This is a genomic window from Psychrobacillus sp. BM2 (assembly GCF_048572895.1).
Lineage (GTDB): Bacteria > Bacillota > Bacilli > Bacillales_A > Planococcaceae > Psychrobacillus.
Genome location: NZ_CP183878.1, coordinates 4,175,490 through 4,193,211 on the forward strand (window position 1 = coordinate 4,175,490; position 17,722 = coordinate 4,193,211).

The window sequence follows — 17,722 nt, forward strand, 5'->3', positions numbered from 1 at the left end:
GTTAAATGATAGGAAAGTATAAAAAATGAAGTGTGAGCACTGGCTTCAAGGAACTTTCAAGAATGAATAATCCCACTGATTTTGGTTACATGTGGACGCTTTCTGCGGGCGAGGAAGTTATCTAAAAATGCACTAATCTGTTTCTAAACGTTGTAGGAGGGCGACGGACAGGCAAAAAACGCCATAAAGTTATCAAAAAAAAGTGAGTATTGGTTGTGGTGACCGTCACAACCAATACTCACTAAAGATTCAATCGGTAATCCTATAGCAACCTGTCTAAAGCACTTCAAAAACGATAGAAATAGGTTTTGATCTAAATGGACTGTGCATCTTTTACTTGTTTTTTCTTATAACCCCTATTCAACTAACTATAGGTTGGAAAGTTTAACTCATATATCGCACGTGGGCGACCTTGCTGATAGGTCATTTCTTCCCCAACGACCTGTGCATATCCATGATCTGTCAGCTTTTTTAGTATACGTTCCGTTGTACGTCTACTAACTTGTAAATAGACTTCTAAGTCATATGCAGTAAACTCTGTGGACTTTCGAGCGCGACTAAACTGTATTACTTTAGATAAGTTTGCTGGACTTAATGTAGTTTCTTTCGCTATTTGCACAAGTAGCGGATCATTATTTATTAAACGAACTTGTTTATGGCTGTTCGGATACGGTCCGAGTAATTCCTTGGAGTCTGTTAATAAATAAGCCGTATTATCAGTAGCATAAGATAAAGCATCCCTAGCATTTTGAGTAGCTTCTACAACTGTTTTTCCATAGCCAAAGCCGATTTTAACCGGGGGAGAAGATGTGTTCACCAAAGAAGTAATCAGGTTATTGTTTAAAGCTTCTTGCACATCACCTTGAGTTGAAAATAAGACATATAAATTGTCGGCTTCTTTTACTGTATTTGCTTGAATTGAAGCTGCAATTTGCTTAATTTCTCCTTCTGAAATAGTGAGCTCCTTATTTGTTTGGATATAACCAATAGCTATTTTTGCAGACTGACTTTTGAAGAGCAAGGCAAGTGATCTAGTATCCTCTATTCCTTTAATAATGGAACTTTTTGGGTCAATCATTTTAACGACAGACAAGCCATTGTCTCGCAATCTTTGATACACTGCATGAATACTAGTAACGGCTAGAGAGGAGGCACCACTCTTTTGTAAATCTGTATGGAATGTAACTATTTCCTCCAGATCAATGGAGGTATTAATTTTCAATAAGACAGGTGTTTGATCGGTTTGTCCGATATCCTTCAATACACTTTTTACACTTTCTGGATGAACTAAGTCGATGGATAATTTATGTATGGCAGTTGGGTTAGTAAAACTTATTGATAGTAAGGTAGTTGTGAGAACGCTTTCATCTTGTTTCAGATAAAAAGACGGAATAGGTAGTTTTTCAATAGAATCCTTTGCATAATAATATGGAAATGAACCTGAAAAAAGTACCGCATCACAAGGTTTTATAGTAGAGACTATACCTTTTGCATCAGAAGGTATATTATATGTATAATAATCCAAACGAGTGGATGGAAGTTCATGTTCAAAACTTCTTAAACGATCGATGAAAGTGGCCGATCCTAGTACGGCAATACGTGTAAACATTTGGTCACCTCTTTTTTTGAATTTTAACGACTATTTAACGACAACTATAACGAATTTAATCCCAAATGTAAAGAAAGTAGGAATTTACCATGGAAATTAAAGAAATTAGTATTTATGCAATCCGTTTACCATTAATTGATCCATTTATTATAAGCTATCATACCTACGACGATATGCCATCTATTATTGTAAAGATCACAACAGATGATGGCCTAGTAGGCTACGGAGAAGCTGTTGCAGATGAGCATGTGACAGGTGAGACTTGGGAAAGTACATATGCATTGTTGAAAGATACGTTAGCACCAGCTATTATTGGAGATAATCCGATGGAGTTTGAGCGGTTACACGAAAAAATGAACAAAGCGGTTTATCTGGCACCTGCAGCAAAAGCGGCAATTGATATTGCTTGCTACGATTTGGCAGGGAAAAAACTTGGTGTTCCTGTTTACCAATTACTAGGTGGGCGCTATCACGAAAAGTTCCCGGTCACACATGTATTAAGTATTGGAAAACCGGAGGACATGGCAATCGAGGCAGAGAGAAGGATAAAAGAAGGGTATTCCTCTTTTAAAATGAAGGTCGGGACAGAAGTACAGGTTGATGTAAAACGTATTCAAGCTGTGCGGTCAAAAGTTGGAGATGAAGTTGCTATTCGCGTCGATGTAAATCAAGGTTGGAAAAATAGTGCTACTACCATTATGGCTATGCGTCAGCTTGAAAAAGAAGGGTTAGATTGGTTAGAACAGCCAGTAATAGCTGATGACTTCAATGGAATGGTAGAAGTGAAAGCAAAAACAAGTACCCCTCTTATGATGGATGAGGGCTTAAGAAACTTTCGTGATATGCGCGAGTTAATCGAGAAGCGAGCTGCACATAAAGTGAATATTAAGTTGATGAAATGTGGTGGAATCTACCCTGCGATGAAACTTGCTCATATGGCAGAGATGGCAGGTATCGAGTGCCAAATCGGTTCTATGGTGGAATCTTCTATTGGATCTTCAGCAGGATTTCAAGTGGCATTTTCTAAAAAAGTATTTACGAGTGTAGAGCTAACAGGTCCTTTAAAGTTCTCTAAGGATGTCGGGAATTTACATTATGACGTTCCATTTATACAATTAAATGAACGCCCTGGTCTAGGAATTGATATAGATGAAGAAATCCTACAAGAGCTAACTGAGTTCTCGACAAAAGTAACAAAATAAGAGGAAGTGTTTGCGTGAAAGAATGGAAAGGTAAGCTTGGAGAGAAAGAATATATTGTTTGTAAATTGACACTAGAGCATCTGGATAGTATTTTACGTTTACAGCATGAAGTTTTACGAACGATGGAAAATGATAATTTCTTATCTCCATTAACAATAGAGGAATTTAAAGATTCAATTGCTAGCAATTTAATGATTGGTGCATTTGTAGACAATGAACTAATCGCCTTCCGAGGGTTGGCATTACCACCAGTTGATGAGCAGCATTTAGGATATGATATTGATCTATCCCTAGAGCAGCTTGAGAAGGTCGTTTACCAAGAAATCACGAATGTTCATCCAAACTATAGAGGATTTGGTTTGCAAAAGAAACTTGGGGTTATTGTCATGGAACTTCTAGATGCCTCACCATATACACATGTATGTGCCACAGTTGCACCATTCAATATTGCTAGCTTGAAGGACAAACTAAGCCAAGGAATGGTAATAGGTGCACTGAAAAAGAAATACGGAGGCATGCTACGCTACGTATTTTATAAAAAAATTCATGAGGATCGTAATAGTGGCGAAAAGTTTTTAGAAATCCCTATGGATGCGATTGAAAAACAGCAGCAACTTATTGCGGATGGTTGGATTGGTACAACCATTTTACAAAAAGAGAACGACTGGTATGTCATCTATGAAGAAAAAGGGACATACATTTAAGAAAGACACTCCCTGAATTATTTCAAGGAGTGTCTTTTGATTTTTGCTTTGTTAAAGTTAAAGAAAAAGGAAGGTATTTACATTGGGATATCTTGGAATGGGGCATTCCCTAATTACACACAAGGAACGTGGTAAGGCTTTCGTGAATGGAGGTTAGTAAAACAATTGGAAAACGCTCAAAAATTACTAAAACTTTCAAAATGGACATATGTAATGTTGTACTTCCCTTTATTGGGGTATACATTAACTTATATTTCCTTTGGTTAATTTTTCTATTTATTGGCGGATTGCTTTTATTGTCTACTGTAACCTACTCTCAACTATTTGAACCCCCTTTATCATTCAATTCACTTTACTAATTATCTTTTTTATATAGTCTATGTCATCAATTCTTATTCTTATTGAACTAAACTGTCGCGTTAGTTCAATAAGAATAAGAGTTCCCAAAAATGGCAACCCCACAATTTTTTACTAAAGCACCTGTTAATTTAAGAAGGAACTATTATTAGTTGTGGGAAATGTATCCCTTTTACCCAAAAAACTAATTACCGAGGATTTGGATGCCGCACCACCCACTTACATCGCATTGTCCATATTCGTTACCACCTACGGACACCACCGTACCGTCAGATCGAAGTCCAATGGTATGAGTGCAACCCGCGGCAACTGTTACTATATCGCACCAGTCACTTACATTGCATTGACCATACTCGTTCCAGCCAACAGCCATCACTGTTCCGTCCGATTTAAGTCCAACGGTATGATTACTACCCACCGCAATCGCCACAGTACCACGCCAGCTACTCACATCGCATTGTCCTACCTTATTTTTACCCACAGCAACCGTCGTACCATCCAATTTAAGACCAACAGTATGAAGATAGCCCGCCGCTAACGCTTCTATTTCGCACCAGTCGCTTACGTTGCATTGACGATACCTATTATTACCCACAGCCGTAACAGTTCCGTCCGATTTAAGGCCGATGGTATGCCAGTCACCCGCAGCGACTGCCACTATATCATGCCAGTCACTTACATTACATTCACCATCATTATTTCTTCCCACAGCAACCACCGAACCACCCGATTTAAGACCAATGGTACGACGCCAGCCCACCGCTACCGCTACAATATCGCACCAGTCACTTACATCGCATTGGTCATGCTTATTCCAACCAACTGCTACCACAGTACCGTCAGATTTAAGACCAATGGTATGAGCATTACCCGTGTTTGTCGCCATATGAACATTACCAGCCGCTACTGCCACAATATCATACCAATCACTTACATTACATTGTCCATAGTTATTATCACCAACAGCAGTCACCGTACCGTCAAATTTAAGCCCAACCGTATGACGGCGACCTGCTGCTATGGTATTTTTAGCCCACCGTTTCCCCTTAAATGCTGATTCTTTCGGTGAAATGTAATCCATGTTGTTATACCTCCTAGAAAACAAGACTCATTTTATTATTTATCGCTTTTGCTTGTTATACTAACCTGCACCGTCTGTTTAATTACAAAACCTGTATGGAAACAAAGAAAATAAATAAAGAAACAATAATGAACATATACCCTTCAAATCTTTTTCTGTCTTTCTGAAGTTCGGATAATCCTGGTACCAACATAAATGCTCCTTAGAAAAACATCACAATCGGCATTAACTCAAAATCTATACTTATCAGACTATTATTTGATAAAGCAATAACAATTATTGCAAATATAATTCTAGTTATTTTCAACAATTTATTCCCTCTAAAAATTATTTCACCTTATCTTTTGGTGGATTGAAGAGTACTTTTATTAAACTAACTACCCCCCTTTAGTTTAAGTGAACACTTTCACAATCTAATATTCATTTTAACATTGGCGATTAATTAAGATTTTCTTTTAACAGTGATTTTATTTTTTAAAAGGAATTAGTTCTTCCGTCAAATGTATGAGAAAGACTCAAGACCAATGACTGAACTAAATAGCTGAATTTTCAATTATAGTGAAATAATAAGACTAAGTTAAGGGGTGGTTCAAATGAAAAATCTATACAAAGACTCCCGATTCCGGCTCATTATTTTCGCTAATATTGCGTCCTCTATCGGTTCTGGAATAACGATGATTGCGATTCCATGGATGCTTGTATCAAGTGAAAATGGCAATAAGGTATTTGGCTATATAACGATTGGTATGACGATATTGAGTTTTATCCTTACACCATTTGTAGGAAATCTAGTAGATAGAGTATCTCGAAAGAAGTTATTAATAATAAGTGAAATCATATGTTTTGTTCTATTGTTAATGTTTTCATTAATAGGTTTTATCGGTTTGTCATATGATATTTGGCATTATACAATTATTTATATGATCGGTAGTTTATATTACACCATTTTTTATCCGACGATGTTTGCTTTAAATCAAGAAATATTTACGAAGGACCAATATAAATCATTAAATGGAACGATGGAAGTGCAGGGGCAGCTTTCTAGTATGATTGCGGGTGCTTTAGCTAGTATCTTATTATTAAAATGGGATTTACACTATATTTTATTACTAGATACGATATCTTACGGTGCTGCCATCTATTTTTACTTGAAGTTACCATATGTTAGAGTAACCATTGAAAAGACAGGAAAAGTCGTTAAATCGCAAGTAAGCGAAGGAATTAGATATATATTAGCGCGTCCTTCCTTGTTTATTTTTTTATTATTTTCTTTCATGCCTTTCATTGGAGTGATGCTAACGAATTATTTGTTTCCAGTCTATTTAGTGGATGTACTTGAAGCGGACGCAAGTGTCTATGGGATTGAAGGGATGATTTATGCAATAGGAGCAATAATTGCAGGGATTTTCGTACCGACAGTATCAAGTAAATTTGGAAATGAAAAGACGATTATCTTCGGAGTATGTGTTTATACGATTGCCATATCGTTAATTGTCTTCGTTAATTTACCGATATATCTATCATTAATGTTGTTTTTAGCGATAGGTAATAGCAGTACTAGAGTTGCTAGAAACTCTTTCTTAATGGACTATATTCCTAATAATATAATAGGGAGAGTCGATAGTTTGTTTCGTACATTAGGCCTCTTAATAAGAATTTTATTACTTGCCGTATTTACCGAAATGGTATCCTCGGACCTCATTATTTATTGTTTTATTGTTTTAAGTGGGATTTTAATGCTTTCTTTGTTACTAGTAGTCATATCATGGAAAAAGAGGTTTAAGGTAAAAGAGAAAAATTGTCCTGTTATAGCAAATACCTAGCAAGAATTAGTGCTAAGTGTATACTATCGTATTATTTATGAAACCATTTTCCTTCTCAACCGTAAAATAACTATGCTTAAAAAGAGAGGGTTTGAGAAAATGACCAGTGTATTTATTATTTCGGCAGTTGCAGCGATACTTACTGCATTATTAGTAGTCCCGTTGACAGCTAAAAGAAAAGACATGGTAACTTCCATTATTGGTCTATCTGTTTTAACTTTTATCGTACTTGCGATTATATATTATGTAACGAACTTAGATCGGAATTGGACAGCGTTATGGCCATTGCTAGTTATTGCAACATTAGCGGGGATGATTCTATCTAAAGGAAAAGAACAAAAGTTAAAAGGTATTCTGTTCTTAGGAAGCCTGGTATTAGCTATCTTCATGTTAACTGCATCTTTTTGGAATGCAGAGGAAAAGTTCAAAGTAGCAGAAATGCAGCAAGAAGTTGAAATTGAAGCATTTGACGAAACGAAGACACCTGCTAGCGTACCGCCAAAATTTGCACGCAATAAAATGAAAAAAGCTTTTGGGCAAGTACCGAATACTAGTTATTATGAATTAGGTAATTTGCAAATTCAAAAGGTAAAAGATGAGTATGTTTATATTGCTCCAGTAGAGTTTTCTGGACTTTTCAAGTGGTGGAATGGAGATGTAACGCCAGGGTATTTTTCAATGAGTGCAACCGACTCATCAGATAATCCGAAATTTGTAGAGGCAGAAATGAGCTATACTCCATCTTCTTATTTCCATAAAAACTTAGAAAGACATATGCGTATGAAACACCCAACTAAAATTTTCTATGGGGATCCTCAGTTAGAAATTGACGAGGATGGAAAACCATATTACATCCGATCCTATGGTAGTTTCATTTCTGCGCGAAATGGATTTGAGGTAAAAGGAATTGTAGCGGTAGATCCAGCTACAGGTCAGACAGATTCCTATAAAATTGCGGATGTACCAGCGTTTATAGATGGAGCAGTATCTCCAGAAACGGTGAGCTTGCAAAATAGCTACTTTGGTAAATATGTACATGGGTTTATCAATAGTCTCTTTGGTAAAAAAGATGTGAAACTTCCATCAGATGAAGGAACCGAAGCAAATGTAAGTCCAATTTTCGCAGAAGACGGGCAAATGTATTACTTCACCGACTTTACGAGCCCAAAAGAGGGTGTAGACTCGATGCTCGGTTACTCTTTAACAGATGGCCGAACAGGTGAGGCTACTTTCTATACAGGGAACCTAGAGGATTCTTATATGGATTCTCAAGGAGCACTGCAAATTATTGAAAAGAAATTTATCGAGAAGAAATGGTCTGGTGAAATGCCAGTGTTATACAACTTTTACGGAGAAGCTAGCTGGTTAACGCCAGTATTAGACTCTAATGGATTCCTGCAAAATTATTTCATCGTATCAGCAGCAAATCCAGAGATTTCTGTATATGGCAATACGCCAAACGAAGCACTAAAATTATATAAAACAGCGATTCAACGTGGAGGAAGCTCCGTAGATGGTAGCTCGAATGCTGAAGAGAAATCGATAGCTGGTACAGTTGTACGTGTCTTTAAAGAACGTGTAGGTGACTTTACACAAGTATCGTTCCTATTAGAAAACAAACAAAGCTATATCGTATCTTCCGAAGTTGCCCCCCTTGCAGTTTATATGCAAGAAGGAGATAAGGTACAAGTAACATTCTTAAATACAGAAGAACTTTTCCTACCAGTAAAAGAGGTAACGATTCAAGGAATTGAATAATAGAACAATAAAAGCTATCCTTTCAATAGGATAGCTTTTATTATGGAGGGATTACTTGAAGATTCATTATTTGACGATAGGTGAAGTAGCAAAGCTAAGTAATATATCCGTTCAAACCTTAAGATACTATGATCAGATAGACTTGTTTAAACCCATGGAAATAAATCCAAGCAACCAATATAGATACTATCAAAATACACAATTATATTATTTGGATATTATAAAATCATTGAAATATCTTGGGTTATCGTTAGAAGAAGTCAAATCCGTTTTAACATTGAAACCAGAAGAGTTAGTTGTATATCTTGAGAACCAGGAGAAAAGAATTGAAGAACAATTTCAACGATTAAACAAGACGAAGCAGGTGCTGCAACGGAAAAAAGAACAAATACAAGCCTTTGTACTAGATCCAAATATGATGACCGTAAGCATTAAGAAAGAACAAGTTCAAAAAATAGTAAAGATTAAAACCTACAATATGAAAGTCAATGATATTCCAAATAAGGAATATGGGCGTATAAGTAAAGTGTTAGAGGAAGAGGGAAGCATATTTGATACATTGTATGGTGGTGCTTTTTCTTTACAAAGGTATGAATCACTAAATGATATTAACTATGATTATCTATTTACATATATTATGACGAATAAGGAATTTAAAGATAAGTACGAGGACGTGGAGATTAGTACGTTACCAGCCGGAGAGTATCTTAGCATTTCTTTTGTTTTAGAGGACGATGAATATGAGGCGTGCTATCAGAAGTTAATCGACTATATAGCGCAACACCAATTAGTCGTATATCCAATTGTATATGATGTTTGGATGCCGATAAATTACACAGCTTCCAAAGAGGATGAATTCTTAGTGGAACTAAAAATACCTATTCAAACTACTTGACCCTATAGTTACTATAGGGTTTATTTTTAGTAATATGCTGAATCTGGATTTGAAGGAGTTTGAAGATGGTTTCTCAAAGAAGTGGTTTAAATAAGGTGATTTATTTAGTATTAGTAAATTTATTTATTATATTTTTAGGGATAGGGCTTATTATCCCTGTTATGCCTACATTAATGCGGGAGATGAGCTTAGAAGGTTCTACGATGGGGTATTTAGTTGCGGCATTTGCATTTGCTCAATTATTGGTTTCTCCAATCGCAGGTAAATGGGTAGATTCAATTGGGCGTAAAAAAATGATTGTTATAGGAATGTTTATCTTTGGTTTTTCCGAGATGCTCTTTGGGTTTGGCCAAAAAGTGGAAATATTATACATTTCAAGAATACTAGGAGGAATTAGCGCAGCATTCATCATGCCGGCTGTGACAGCTTTTGTTGCTGATGTTACCTCTTTAAGAGAACGACCAAAAGCGATGGGTTATGTTGCGGCAGCAATCAGTGCTGGGTTTATCATCGGACCTGGAATTGGTGGTTTTTTAGCTGAGCATGGAACTCGACTGCCCTTCTTCGTTGCCGCGGCACTAGGATTTTTAGGAGGGGTATTCTCGCTTATTATTTTGAAGGAGCCTGAAAGAGAGTGTGTAGAAAGGGAAGGTAAGGTAGTTAAACCAGGTTTCCGTAAAGTATTGGAACCAATTTATATGATCCCGATGATTATTATTCTAGTATCTAGCTTTGGTTTAGCTGCTTTTGAAACAGTATATTCCCTATTTGTAGATCATAAATACGGATTCACACCTAAAGATATTGCTTTAATCATTACTGTAAGTGGTATTTTAGGAATCATATTTCAAGTACTAACCTTTGATCGCATTGTAGGTAAGATTGGGGAAATTAGGCTAATTCAAGTTTGTATAGGTGTATCAACGATTTTCATTTTTGCGATGATTAAGGTTTCTGCTTACTGGTCCATATTACTCGTGACTTTTGTAATCTTCTTGTTATTCGACTTAATGAGACCCGCGCTGACAACGTATTTATCTAAAATAGCTGGAAATGAGCAAGGTTTTGTTGGGGGGCTAAACTCTACGTTTACGAGTATTGGAAATATAATTGGTCCAAGTATTGCAGGGATTTTGTTTGATGTGCATATTGATTATCCCTATGTATTAGCAATGTTTATACTTGCACTTAGCTTTGTCATATCATTATTTTGGAAAGAACATAAAACAGTATTTAAGGAAACGGCAGAATAATAAAACAGCTATAACTTTTACCATTGTCCTTCTCCATAAATGGTAGTCATTTTATCTTTCTGCAAAAATCCTATACAATAGAGTTTAAAGGATTTAACTGCGAAACGGAGGACTAGTCGTGCATGATGTAGCAACGTTACAAAAAGAAGCGATGGACATGCTAAAGAAAACAAGCAGAACTTTTTATATCCCAATCACTTTTTTAGAACCTAAACTAAAAAAGGCGGTTGCCTCTGCTTATTTATGCATGCGTGCAATAGATGAGATTGAAGATCACGAGTCATTAGGTTCGCAGGAGAAACAAGAGCTATTACTTGCAACAAGCAAGATGCTCATAAATACGTTTAATAAAGAAGAATATGAACAGCTTGTAGAGCCATTTCAGGAAATTCTTCCTCCGGTTTCATTAAGACTAGGGGACTGGCTGGAAATTTGCCCGGCTGATCTATTAGAAACTGTAAAAAACTATACGAGTGAAATGGCTGAAGGAATGGCTAAATGGGTAGGTAAGAACTGGCAAGTGAAGACAAAAGAAGATCTCGATGAGTATACCTACTATGTAGCTGGGCTTGTTGGAGTAATGCTTTCGGACTTATGGAAGTGGAGTGCAGATATAAATACAGACCGTAATTTAGCAATTGCATATGGTCGCGGTCTTCAAGCAGTTAATATATTGCGAAACAAGGACGAAGATGGCGAACGTGGTGTACAATTCTTCCCAGAAGGATGGACAAGAGCAGACATGTTCGATTATGCAGAAGACAATTTAGCACAAGCAGATGAATACATCAAGAGTATCAACCGCAAAAGTATATTGTTATTTTGTAAATTACCTCTTGCGCTTGCTCACAAAACTCTTAAAGCACTGAAGAACGGAAAAGAAAAAATGACCCGATCGGAGGTAGAGCAAACTGTAGAGGAAGTACAAGCAGAGGTTTAAAGAGAGGAAGAAGCATATGTTAAAAACTATCGTATTCGATCATATAAAACGTGCCATGAAAGAAAAAGATGTGCTGGCTAAGGGAGTATTAACCATACTAAAATCTGCACTTGATAATGCGGAAAAAGAAAAAGGGTCTGGGCTTACACCAGAAGAAGAAATTGCCATCGTAAATAGAGAAGTGAAACAAACAAACCAAGCTTTAGAAGGTGCAAAAGAAGCAAATCGCGAGGATCTAATTGAAAAAGAAAATGCAAAGCTAAAACTACTAGCAAACTTCTTGCCAACCCAATTAAGTGAAGAAGAAATAGTAACGGTTTTAACTGAAGCCGGAGTTGTAAAAGGCATGAACATGGGAGACGCAATGAAAATTGCTAAACCATTGCTTGCAGGAAAAGCAGATGGAGGGACGATGTCTAAAGTAGTGAAAAGCATGATTTAAAACAAAGGAGGGTGCAAGAGCATCCTCCTTTGTTGAAAACATTTACTTCACTTTTATGAATAGAACCTTCAAATAATTACCTTCTTTGAAAAGAGCAGAAGTTTTAAAGTCACTTGGAAGGGAAAACTCTTCCTCAATTGCGTATTTTCGGTTACTCTCCTTAAAAGCCTTTTCTACAAATGTCTTGAATTTCTTCATCCCAAATGTTGCATTATTGGTAGATGCTACAATAATGCCATTCTTTTCCGTGATATTAATGGCGTCTATTAATAATTTTGTATAATCTTTGGCTGAACTGAATGTATATTTTTTAGAACGTGCAAAGCTAGGAGGATCGAGAATGACCATATCGAAGGATAGTTCCTTCCGTTTCGCATATTTAAAATAATCAAATACATCCATCACGATAATATCTTGTTGTTCTACATCTATTCCATTTACTTCAAATTGTTCAGTTGTTTTACTTAAGCTTCTTTTTGCAAGATCGACACTGGTTGTTTTTGTGGCACCACCAGCCGCAGCAAATACAGAAAAAGCTCCAGTATACGAGAATGTATTCAGTACTGTTTTTCCATTTGAATATTTATCTCGAATTGTTTTACGAACATCGCGTTGGTCTAAAAACACCCCTACCATTGCCCCATCATTTAAGTAAATAGCAAAGTTTTGTCCATTTTCTTTAACGAGGAGAGGGAATTCTCCACGTTCACCTTTAACAAAGTCATCGTCTTCCACATATTGACCCTTTGTATCAAAACGTTTCTTTTCATATATACCTTTATAGGGGGTAGAAGCTTCAAATGCCGCTAAAATCATTTCTTTAAAGGAATAAATTCCCTCACTATACCAGCTGATTAAATAGAATCCGTCAAAATAGTCAATGGTTAAACCTCCGATACCGTCTCCTTCCCCGTTGAATACACGAAAGGCCGTTGTATCAGTACTATGGTAATAGTCATCACGGTGTTTAATCGCTGCAGCTATTTTCTTTTGGAAAAATGATTGATCAATTTTCTCGTTTTCATATTTGGTTAGAAGCCAGCCAATGCCTTTATTTTGTTTTCCGACATAGCCTTTCCCGATAAATTTGCCAGCAGCATTTTGTAGCTTTAAAATGCATCCTTCTTCAAAAGATTCAGTCTCGTGGAAGCCATCTTTCATTAAAATAGGAACGCCTTTTTGTAAATCTTGGGCAAGTGTTTCAGTTACTTTGATATCTAATTCATTTTGCGTCATTGTAGTCATCCTTATATGTTTTTTTATATATTATCCCATAGGTGTGGGTAAAAACCCTTTATAGTCTTATGGTACAATATACTATACATGCGCAGAGGAAGGAAGTTTGCTATGAAAAAGTCAAAAATAATCCCGCCAATTATGATTGTTGTGGCAGTACTAGCAACTATTATTTTAAACCAAGAGGAATATTCGGAAGTAACAATTATAAATAGAATACTTATCATTATAGGAGCAGCTATTGTATCCTCCGTCATCGGCTATTTTCTACTAGGATCCGATGTAGATAAAGTTGACCCAAAACCAACTAATTACACAGCCAACAAGGTAAATAAGAAAAATAGCGGCAGAAAATAGAGGGTTTCCAAATATACGATAGGAGTGACCTAGGTGTTAGATAAAGCACGTCAATTATTACAAACTTATTTTGGATATGATTCCTTTCGTGAGGGTCAAGAAACGGTTATTAACTATGTATTAGAAGAGAACTCTAGTCTATGTGTAATGCCTACAGGGGGAGGAAAGTCTCTTTGCTACCAAATCCCAGCTTTGATGCTAGAAGGTACTACGATCGTTATCTCTCCGTTAATTTCCCTTATGAAAGACCAAGTCGATACTTTAATTCAGGCCGGGATTCCTGCAACCTTTATAAACAGCACATTAACTGCAGAAGAAGTAAGGCAAACAATGGAAGAAGTACAAAATGGCCAATATCGTTTGCTTTATATAGCCCCGGAGCGTTTAGAGTCTCCCAACTTTTTAAATCAATTAAAAAAAGTAAAAGTACCATTAATAGCAGTAGACGAGGCACATTGTATTTCGCAATGGGGGCACGATTTCCGCCCAAGTTATCGCGCTATTCATCGATTAAAGGAAGTATTTACGGAACAACCAACTGTGCTCGCCCTAACGGCTACTGCAACGCCAGCTGTGCGAGATGATATTTGCAGGTTGCTACAAATTCAAGAGGATAATACTGTTATAACTGGGTTTGCAAGGTCAAACTTAGCGTTTTCGGTAATATTAGGACAGGATAAAAATAAGTTTTTAAAAGAGTTTATTAAGAAAAATAAGAACGAAGTAGGAATTATTTACGCGGCGACAAGAAAAACGGTAGACCTTTTATATGATTTGCTAAATAGAACGGGTATTCAGACTGCTAAATATCATGCAGGTCTTCCAGAGGTGTTTCGAAACAAGGAACAAGAGCGATTTCTAACAGATGAAGCACAAGTAATGGTTGCGACCAATGCATTTGGTATGGGAATCGATAAATCTAATGTCCGCTATGTAATTCACTATCAATTGCCGAAGAATATGGAGAGCTACTATCAGGAAGCTGGGAGAGCGGGACGAGATGGTTTACCAAGTGAATGTGTCGTTTTATATGCATCTCAAGACGTTCAAACGCAACGATTTTTAATAGATCAAGCAATGGATCGTGAACGAATTCCTCAGGAGCTTGAGAAACTACAAGGAATGGTGGATTATTGTCACACCGAAAATTGTTTGCAGCAGTTTATCGTTACTTATTTTGGGGAGCCAGATGCTACAAGATGCGGCCAATGTGGAAACTGCACTGATTCCAGGGAGGTCCAAGATGTAACAAAAGAGGTTCAAATGGTTCTTTCATGTGTGGTTCGAATGGGACAAAGATTTGGCAAGACGATGACTGCTCAAGTATTGACTGGTTCTGAAAACAAAAAAGTAATTGACTTTGGTTTTACGAAGTTATCAACTTATGGCATATTAAAGGGTAAATCGTTAAAAGAAGTGTCTGGTTTAATGGAGTTTATGATTGCGGAAGGATTTCTTTCAGTGAAGCATGGTAGCTTACCAACTATTTATGTTTCAGATGCAGGAAAAGAAGTATTACTGGGGAATAAAGTAGTGGAACGTAAAGGTGTAACTGTAACGAAACAAATCGCGAAGAATGATCCGTTGTTCGAAAGACTAAGAATACTTCGGAAAAAAATTGCGGACGAAGAAGGTGTACCACCATTTGTTATTTTTTCTGATAAGACTCTACAGCATATGTGTGCAGAGCGTCCGCAAACCGAAGAAAAATTATTAGAAATTCACGGAATAGGTGCAAACAAACGAGAAAAATATGGACAAGCTTTTCTCGAGGAGATTAACAATTATATTACCGTGTAATTTTTATGAGATACTACCGTAAGATTCGAAGGTACATTAATCTTTTTAGCATCTTCGGTAGAAATTTCAACAATTACCGATTGCTCTAAAATTTTAAAAATAGTTCCTTGTACCTCGTGATCATTACGAGTGAAAGAGATCTTTTCATCAATTTTCCTAGCTGCCACAAAGGGTGAAACTTCCTTAGGTTGTCGTTGGAAACTCATGTGTCTGCCTCTTTTCTAGTTTTATTACGCACTTAGCGATAGTTTAATTATACCATAGATTAGGGTTAAAAATCGGAAAAAGAGATTATAAATACTCGAGTACAAGGGAATCGTGTCGAATACTCTCGCTATAATGGAGAAACGGAAACCGTAAGAGGGTCATTGCTCTTACGGTTTGTTTCATAATTAATTGTTTTGTTGCTTTATTTTATTTTTTATAAAACTACGTATATGATAGGGTTAAGAGAATTTTGTGAGCTAATATGAAGGAGAGGAACATAAGTTGAATTAGTCGAAACAGCTTATGTATTGGACGAAAAAGAGAAGCAAATAGCAAATGTTCTTAAAGAAAAAGATTTTGACGTGATGAATATTCAATTACGAGCTGGGGAAGAAGTAAAAGAACATCATGTTGAAGCGAATGTATTGATTGTTGTAAGAAAAGGGAAAGTACAGTTTATGGTGGAAGGTAATGAGCATATTGTAACACCAGAGAACATATTGCATATGAAACCATTAGAAAAACATGCTTTAAAGGCATTAGAAGATTTGGATATAGTAGTAACTAAAATTAGTTTGTAAGAGGAGATTATGCACAGTGCATTTTAAAGAGTTTAAGTTAGACGAGAAGATTTTACGTGCCATTGAACAGTTGGGCTATACAGAGCCAACAGAAGTACAGCAAAAAGTAATACCGGTTGTTCTAGAGAAGCAGGATGTATTAGTGAAATCTAAAACGGGTAGTGGTAAAACAGCTTCTTTTGCAACTCCATTATGTGAGCTTGTAGACTGGGAAGAAAACAAGCCCCAAGCATTAGTATTAACCCCTACAAGAGAATTGGCGGTTCAAGTTCAAGAGGATATCACTAATATCGGTCGTTATAAACGTATAAAAGGTCTGGCCTTATACGGGAAGTCACCTTTTGCTAGACAAAAATTAGCTCTAAAGCAAAAAACACATATCATTGTAGGTACGCCTGGTAGAGTATTAGACCATATCGAAAAAGGAACGCTAGATGTGTCTAAAATGGAGTATCTTGTGATTGATGAAGCAGATGAAATGCTGAATATGGGCTTTTTAGAGCAAGTGGAATCCATTATTAAATTACTTCCAAAAACTCGAACGACGATGTTATTTTCAGCAACACTTTCGGACCAAATCAAAAAATTAAGTTCGAAGTATATGAAACAAGCGGTATCCATTGAAATTGATGCATCTAAAGAAAATGCACCAGATATAGAACATGTGAAGTATGTTGTAGTAGAGGAGTTAAAGCTTTCCTTACTGGAAAAATTAACAATTGTCGAGAACCCGGATAGTTGTATTATCTTCTGTCGTACAAAAGAACGCGTAGAACAGCTCGTAGATGTATTAGATGAAAAAGGCTATACAGCTGACAAAATTCACGGTGGTATGATGCAGGAGGATCGCTTCGAGGTAATGGACGATTTCCGCAAAGGTGAATTCCGTTATTTAATTGCTACGGATGTTGCAGCTCGTGGGATTGATATTGACGATATAACTCATGTTATTCATTATGATGTGCCATTGGAGCAAGAAAGCTATGTCCATCGTACAGGTAGAACAGGACGAGCAGGGCGTAGTGGTAAATCGATTATGCTGGCAACTCCTTTTGAAGATAAGTTTGTAAGAGAGATCGAATCATTTATAGGATTCGAAATTCCTACAGCATCAGAGCCGACAAAAGAGGAAATTGTAAAAGGTCGTGCTGCATTTGATATGAAAATGCAGGAGCAACCAGAGGTAAAAAAATCTAAAGGCGAACAACTAAATGCGAATATCACAAAACTATACTTCAATGGTGGTAAGAAAAAGAAAATCCGCGCAGTCGATTTTGTTGGAACCATCGCTAAAATTGAAGGAGTCACAGCAGACGACATAGGAATTATTACAATTCAAGACACCGTATCCTATGTAGAAATATTAAATGGCAAAGGCCCACTTGTACTGAAAAAAATGAGAAACACAACCGTCAAAGGTAAGTTATTGAAAGTGCATATCGCCAATAAATAAAATGAAAGAGGCTATCCAACCATG

Annotated in this window: 17 protein-coding genes; 12 read left to right on the forward strand and 5 right to left on the reverse strand. The window is 36.6% G+C overall.

The window, feature by feature from the left end; all coding sequences use genetic code 11:
* Positions 1–364: 364 nt before the first annotated feature.
* Complete coding sequence (locus ACN6MX_RS20600; protein WP_419960588.1) at positions 365–1,609, reverse strand: transcriptional regulator; 1,245 nt, start codon at positions 1,607–1,609, stop codon at positions 365–367.
* Between the two features lie 89 nt (positions 1,610–1,698).
* Here ACN6MX_RS20600 and ACN6MX_RS20605 point away from each other — a divergent pair, with 89 nt between their 5' ends.
* The gene (locus ACN6MX_RS20605) at positions 1,699–2,811 is read left to right on the forward strand and encodes a mandelate racemase/muconate lactonizing enzyme family protein (RefSeq protein WP_419960589.1); all 1,113 of its coding nucleotides are present in this window, start codon (positions 1,699–1,701) and stop codon (positions 2,809–2,811) included.
* 14 nt (positions 2,812–2,825) lie between these two features.
* Entirely contained in the window at positions 2,826–3,515 is a 690-nt protein-coding gene (locus ACN6MX_RS20610) for a GNAT family N-acetyltransferase (protein WP_419960590.1), read from the forward strand.
* 541 nt (positions 3,516–4,056) lie between these two features.
* On the opposite strand, the gene ACN6MX_RS20615 is transcribed toward ACN6MX_RS20610, so the two are convergent.
* Together ACN6MX_RS20615 and ACN6MX_RS20620 are read right to left on the reverse strand one after the other, a co-directional pair.
* On the reverse strand, positions 4,057–4,953 hold the full coding sequence (locus ACN6MX_RS20615) for an RCC1 domain-containing protein (RefSeq protein ID WP_419960591.1): 897 nt from the start codon (positions 4,951–4,953) through the stop codon (positions 4,057–4,059).
* An 82-nt stretch (positions 4,954–5,035) separates the two neighbouring features.
* Complete coding sequence (locus ACN6MX_RS20620; protein WP_419960592.1) at positions 5,036–5,146, reverse strand: DUF3953 domain-containing protein; 111 nt, start codon at positions 5,144–5,146, stop codon at positions 5,036–5,038.
* 400 nt (positions 5,147–5,546) lie between these two features.
* Between ACN6MX_RS20620 and ACN6MX_RS20625 the strand changes: the two genes are divergently transcribed.
* The 6 genes from ACN6MX_RS20625 (at position 5,547) to ACN6MX_RS20650 (ending at position 12,064) form a co-directional block, all read left to right on the forward strand.
* Entirely contained in the window at positions 5,547–6,776 is a 1,230-nt protein-coding gene (locus ACN6MX_RS20625; RefSeq protein WP_419960593.1) for an MFS transporter, read from the forward strand.
* Between the two features lie 99 nt (positions 6,777–6,875).
* Positions 6,876–8,534 (forward strand): hypothetical protein, encoded by a 1,659-nt coding sequence (locus ACN6MX_RS20630; RefSeq protein WP_419960594.1) that lies wholly within the window; start codon positions 6,876–6,878, stop codon positions 8,532–8,534.
* A 55-nt stretch (positions 8,535–8,589) separates the two neighbouring features.
* Positions 8,590–9,429: a MerR family transcriptional regulator gene (locus ACN6MX_RS20635; protein WP_419960595.1), complete on the forward strand. Its 840-nt coding sequence runs from the start codon at positions 8,590–8,592 to the stop codon at positions 9,427–9,429.
* 65 nt (positions 9,430–9,494) lie between these two features.
* The gene (locus ACN6MX_RS20640; protein WP_419960596.1) at positions 9,495–10,682 is read left to right on the forward strand and encodes an MFS transporter; all 1,188 of its coding nucleotides are present in this window, start codon (positions 9,495–9,497) and stop codon (positions 10,680–10,682) included.
* A gap of 118 nt (positions 10,683–10,800) precedes the next feature.
* Positions 10,801–11,622 (forward strand): squalene/phytoene synthase family protein, encoded by an 822-nt coding sequence (locus tag ACN6MX_RS20645; protein ID WP_419960597.1) that lies wholly within the window; start codon positions 10,801–10,803, stop codon positions 11,620–11,622.
* A gap of 16 nt (positions 11,623–11,638) precedes the next feature.
* Entirely contained in the window at positions 11,639–12,064 is a 426-nt protein-coding gene (locus ACN6MX_RS20650; protein ID WP_419960598.1) for a GatB/YqeY domain-containing protein, read from the forward strand.
* 42 nt (positions 12,065–12,106) lie between these two features.
* On the opposite strand, the gene ACN6MX_RS20655 is transcribed toward ACN6MX_RS20650, so the two are convergent.
* Complete coding sequence (locus ACN6MX_RS20655; protein ID WP_419960599.1) at positions 12,107–13,300, reverse strand: class I SAM-dependent rRNA methyltransferase; 1,194 nt, start codon at positions 13,298–13,300, stop codon at positions 12,107–12,109.
* 111 nt (positions 13,301–13,411) lie between these two features.
* Between ACN6MX_RS20655 and ACN6MX_RS20660 the strand changes: the two genes are divergently transcribed.
* Complete coding sequence (locus tag ACN6MX_RS20660) at positions 13,412–13,657, forward strand: hypothetical protein (RefSeq protein ID WP_419960600.1); 246 nt, start codon at positions 13,412–13,414, stop codon at positions 13,655–13,657.
* A gap of 33 nt (positions 13,658–13,690) precedes the next feature.
* Complete coding sequence (recQ, locus tag ACN6MX_RS20665; protein ID WP_419960601.1) at positions 13,691–15,457, forward strand: DNA helicase RecQ; 1,767 nt, start codon at positions 13,691–13,693, stop codon at positions 15,455–15,457.
* Here the strand turns inward: recQ and ACN6MX_RS20670 are convergent.
* Positions 15,442–15,663, reverse strand: coding sequence for a DUF2187 family protein (locus tag ACN6MX_RS20670; RefSeq protein ID WP_090570704.1), 222 nt, complete (start codon positions 15,661–15,663; stop codon positions 15,442–15,444). The two genes, recQ and ACN6MX_RS20670, sit on opposite strands and share 16 nt — an antisense overlap.
* Positions 15,664–15,972: 309 nt before the next feature.
* On the opposite strand from ACN6MX_RS20670, the gene ACN6MX_RS20675 reads away from it, so the two are divergent.
* Together ACN6MX_RS20675 and ACN6MX_RS20680 are read left to right on the forward strand one after the other, a co-directional pair.
* The gene (locus ACN6MX_RS20675) at positions 15,973–16,245 is read left to right on the forward strand and encodes an AraC family ligand binding domain-containing protein (RefSeq protein ID WP_419960602.1); all 273 of its coding nucleotides are present in this window, start codon (positions 15,973–15,975) and stop codon (positions 16,243–16,245) included.
* Between the two features lie 16 nt (positions 16,246–16,261).
* Positions 16,262–17,698, forward strand: coding sequence for a DEAD/DEAH box helicase (locus ACN6MX_RS20680; RefSeq protein ID WP_419960603.1), 1,437 nt, complete (start codon positions 16,262–16,264; stop codon positions 17,696–17,698).
* Positions 17,699–17,722: the final 24 nt, after the last annotated feature.

Excerpts from the sequence above, each read along its gene's own strand:
- ACN6MX_RS20660 (WP_419960600.1), top strand. The coding sequence starts at position 13,412 with ATGAAAAAGTCAAAAATAATCCCGCCAATTATGATTGTTGTGGCAGTA.
- ACN6MX_RS20600 (WP_419960588.1), bottom strand. The coding sequence starts at position 1,609 with ATGTTTACACGTATTGCCGTACTAGGATCGGCCACTTTCATCGATCGT.
- ACN6MX_RS20620 (WP_419960592.1), bottom strand. The coding sequence starts at position 5,146 with ATGTTGGTACCAGGATTATCCGAACTTCAGAAAGACAGAAAAAGATTT.
- ACN6MX_RS20650 (WP_419960598.1), top strand. The coding sequence starts at position 11,639 with ATGTTAAAAACTATCGTATTCGATCATATAAAACGTGCCATGAAAGAA.
- ACN6MX_RS20605 (WP_419960589.1), top strand. The coding sequence starts at position 1,699 with ATGGAAATTAAAGAAATTAGTATTTATGCAATCCGTTTACCATTAATT.
- ACN6MX_RS20615 (WP_419960591.1), bottom strand. The coding sequence starts at position 4,953 with ATGGATTACATTTCACCGAAAGAATCAGCATTTAAGGGGAAACGGTGG.
- ACN6MX_RS20640 (WP_419960596.1), top strand. The coding sequence starts at position 9,495 with ATGGTTTCTCAAAGAAGTGGTTTAAATAAGGTGATTTATTTAGTATTA.
- ACN6MX_RS20655 (WP_419960599.1), bottom strand. The coding sequence starts at position 13,300 with ATGACGCAAAATGAATTAGATATCAAAGTAACTGAAACACTTGCCCAA.
- ACN6MX_RS20670 (WP_090570704.1), bottom strand. The coding sequence starts at position 15,663 with ATGAGTTTCCAACGACAACCTAAGGAAGTTTCACCCTTTGTGGCAGCT.
- ACN6MX_RS20625 (WP_419960593.1), top strand. The coding sequence starts at position 5,547 with ATGAAAAATCTATACAAAGACTCCCGATTCCGGCTCATTATTTTCGCT.
- ACN6MX_RS20630 (WP_419960594.1), top strand. The coding sequence starts at position 6,876 with ATGACCAGTGTATTTATTATTTCGGCAGTTGCAGCGATACTTACTGCA.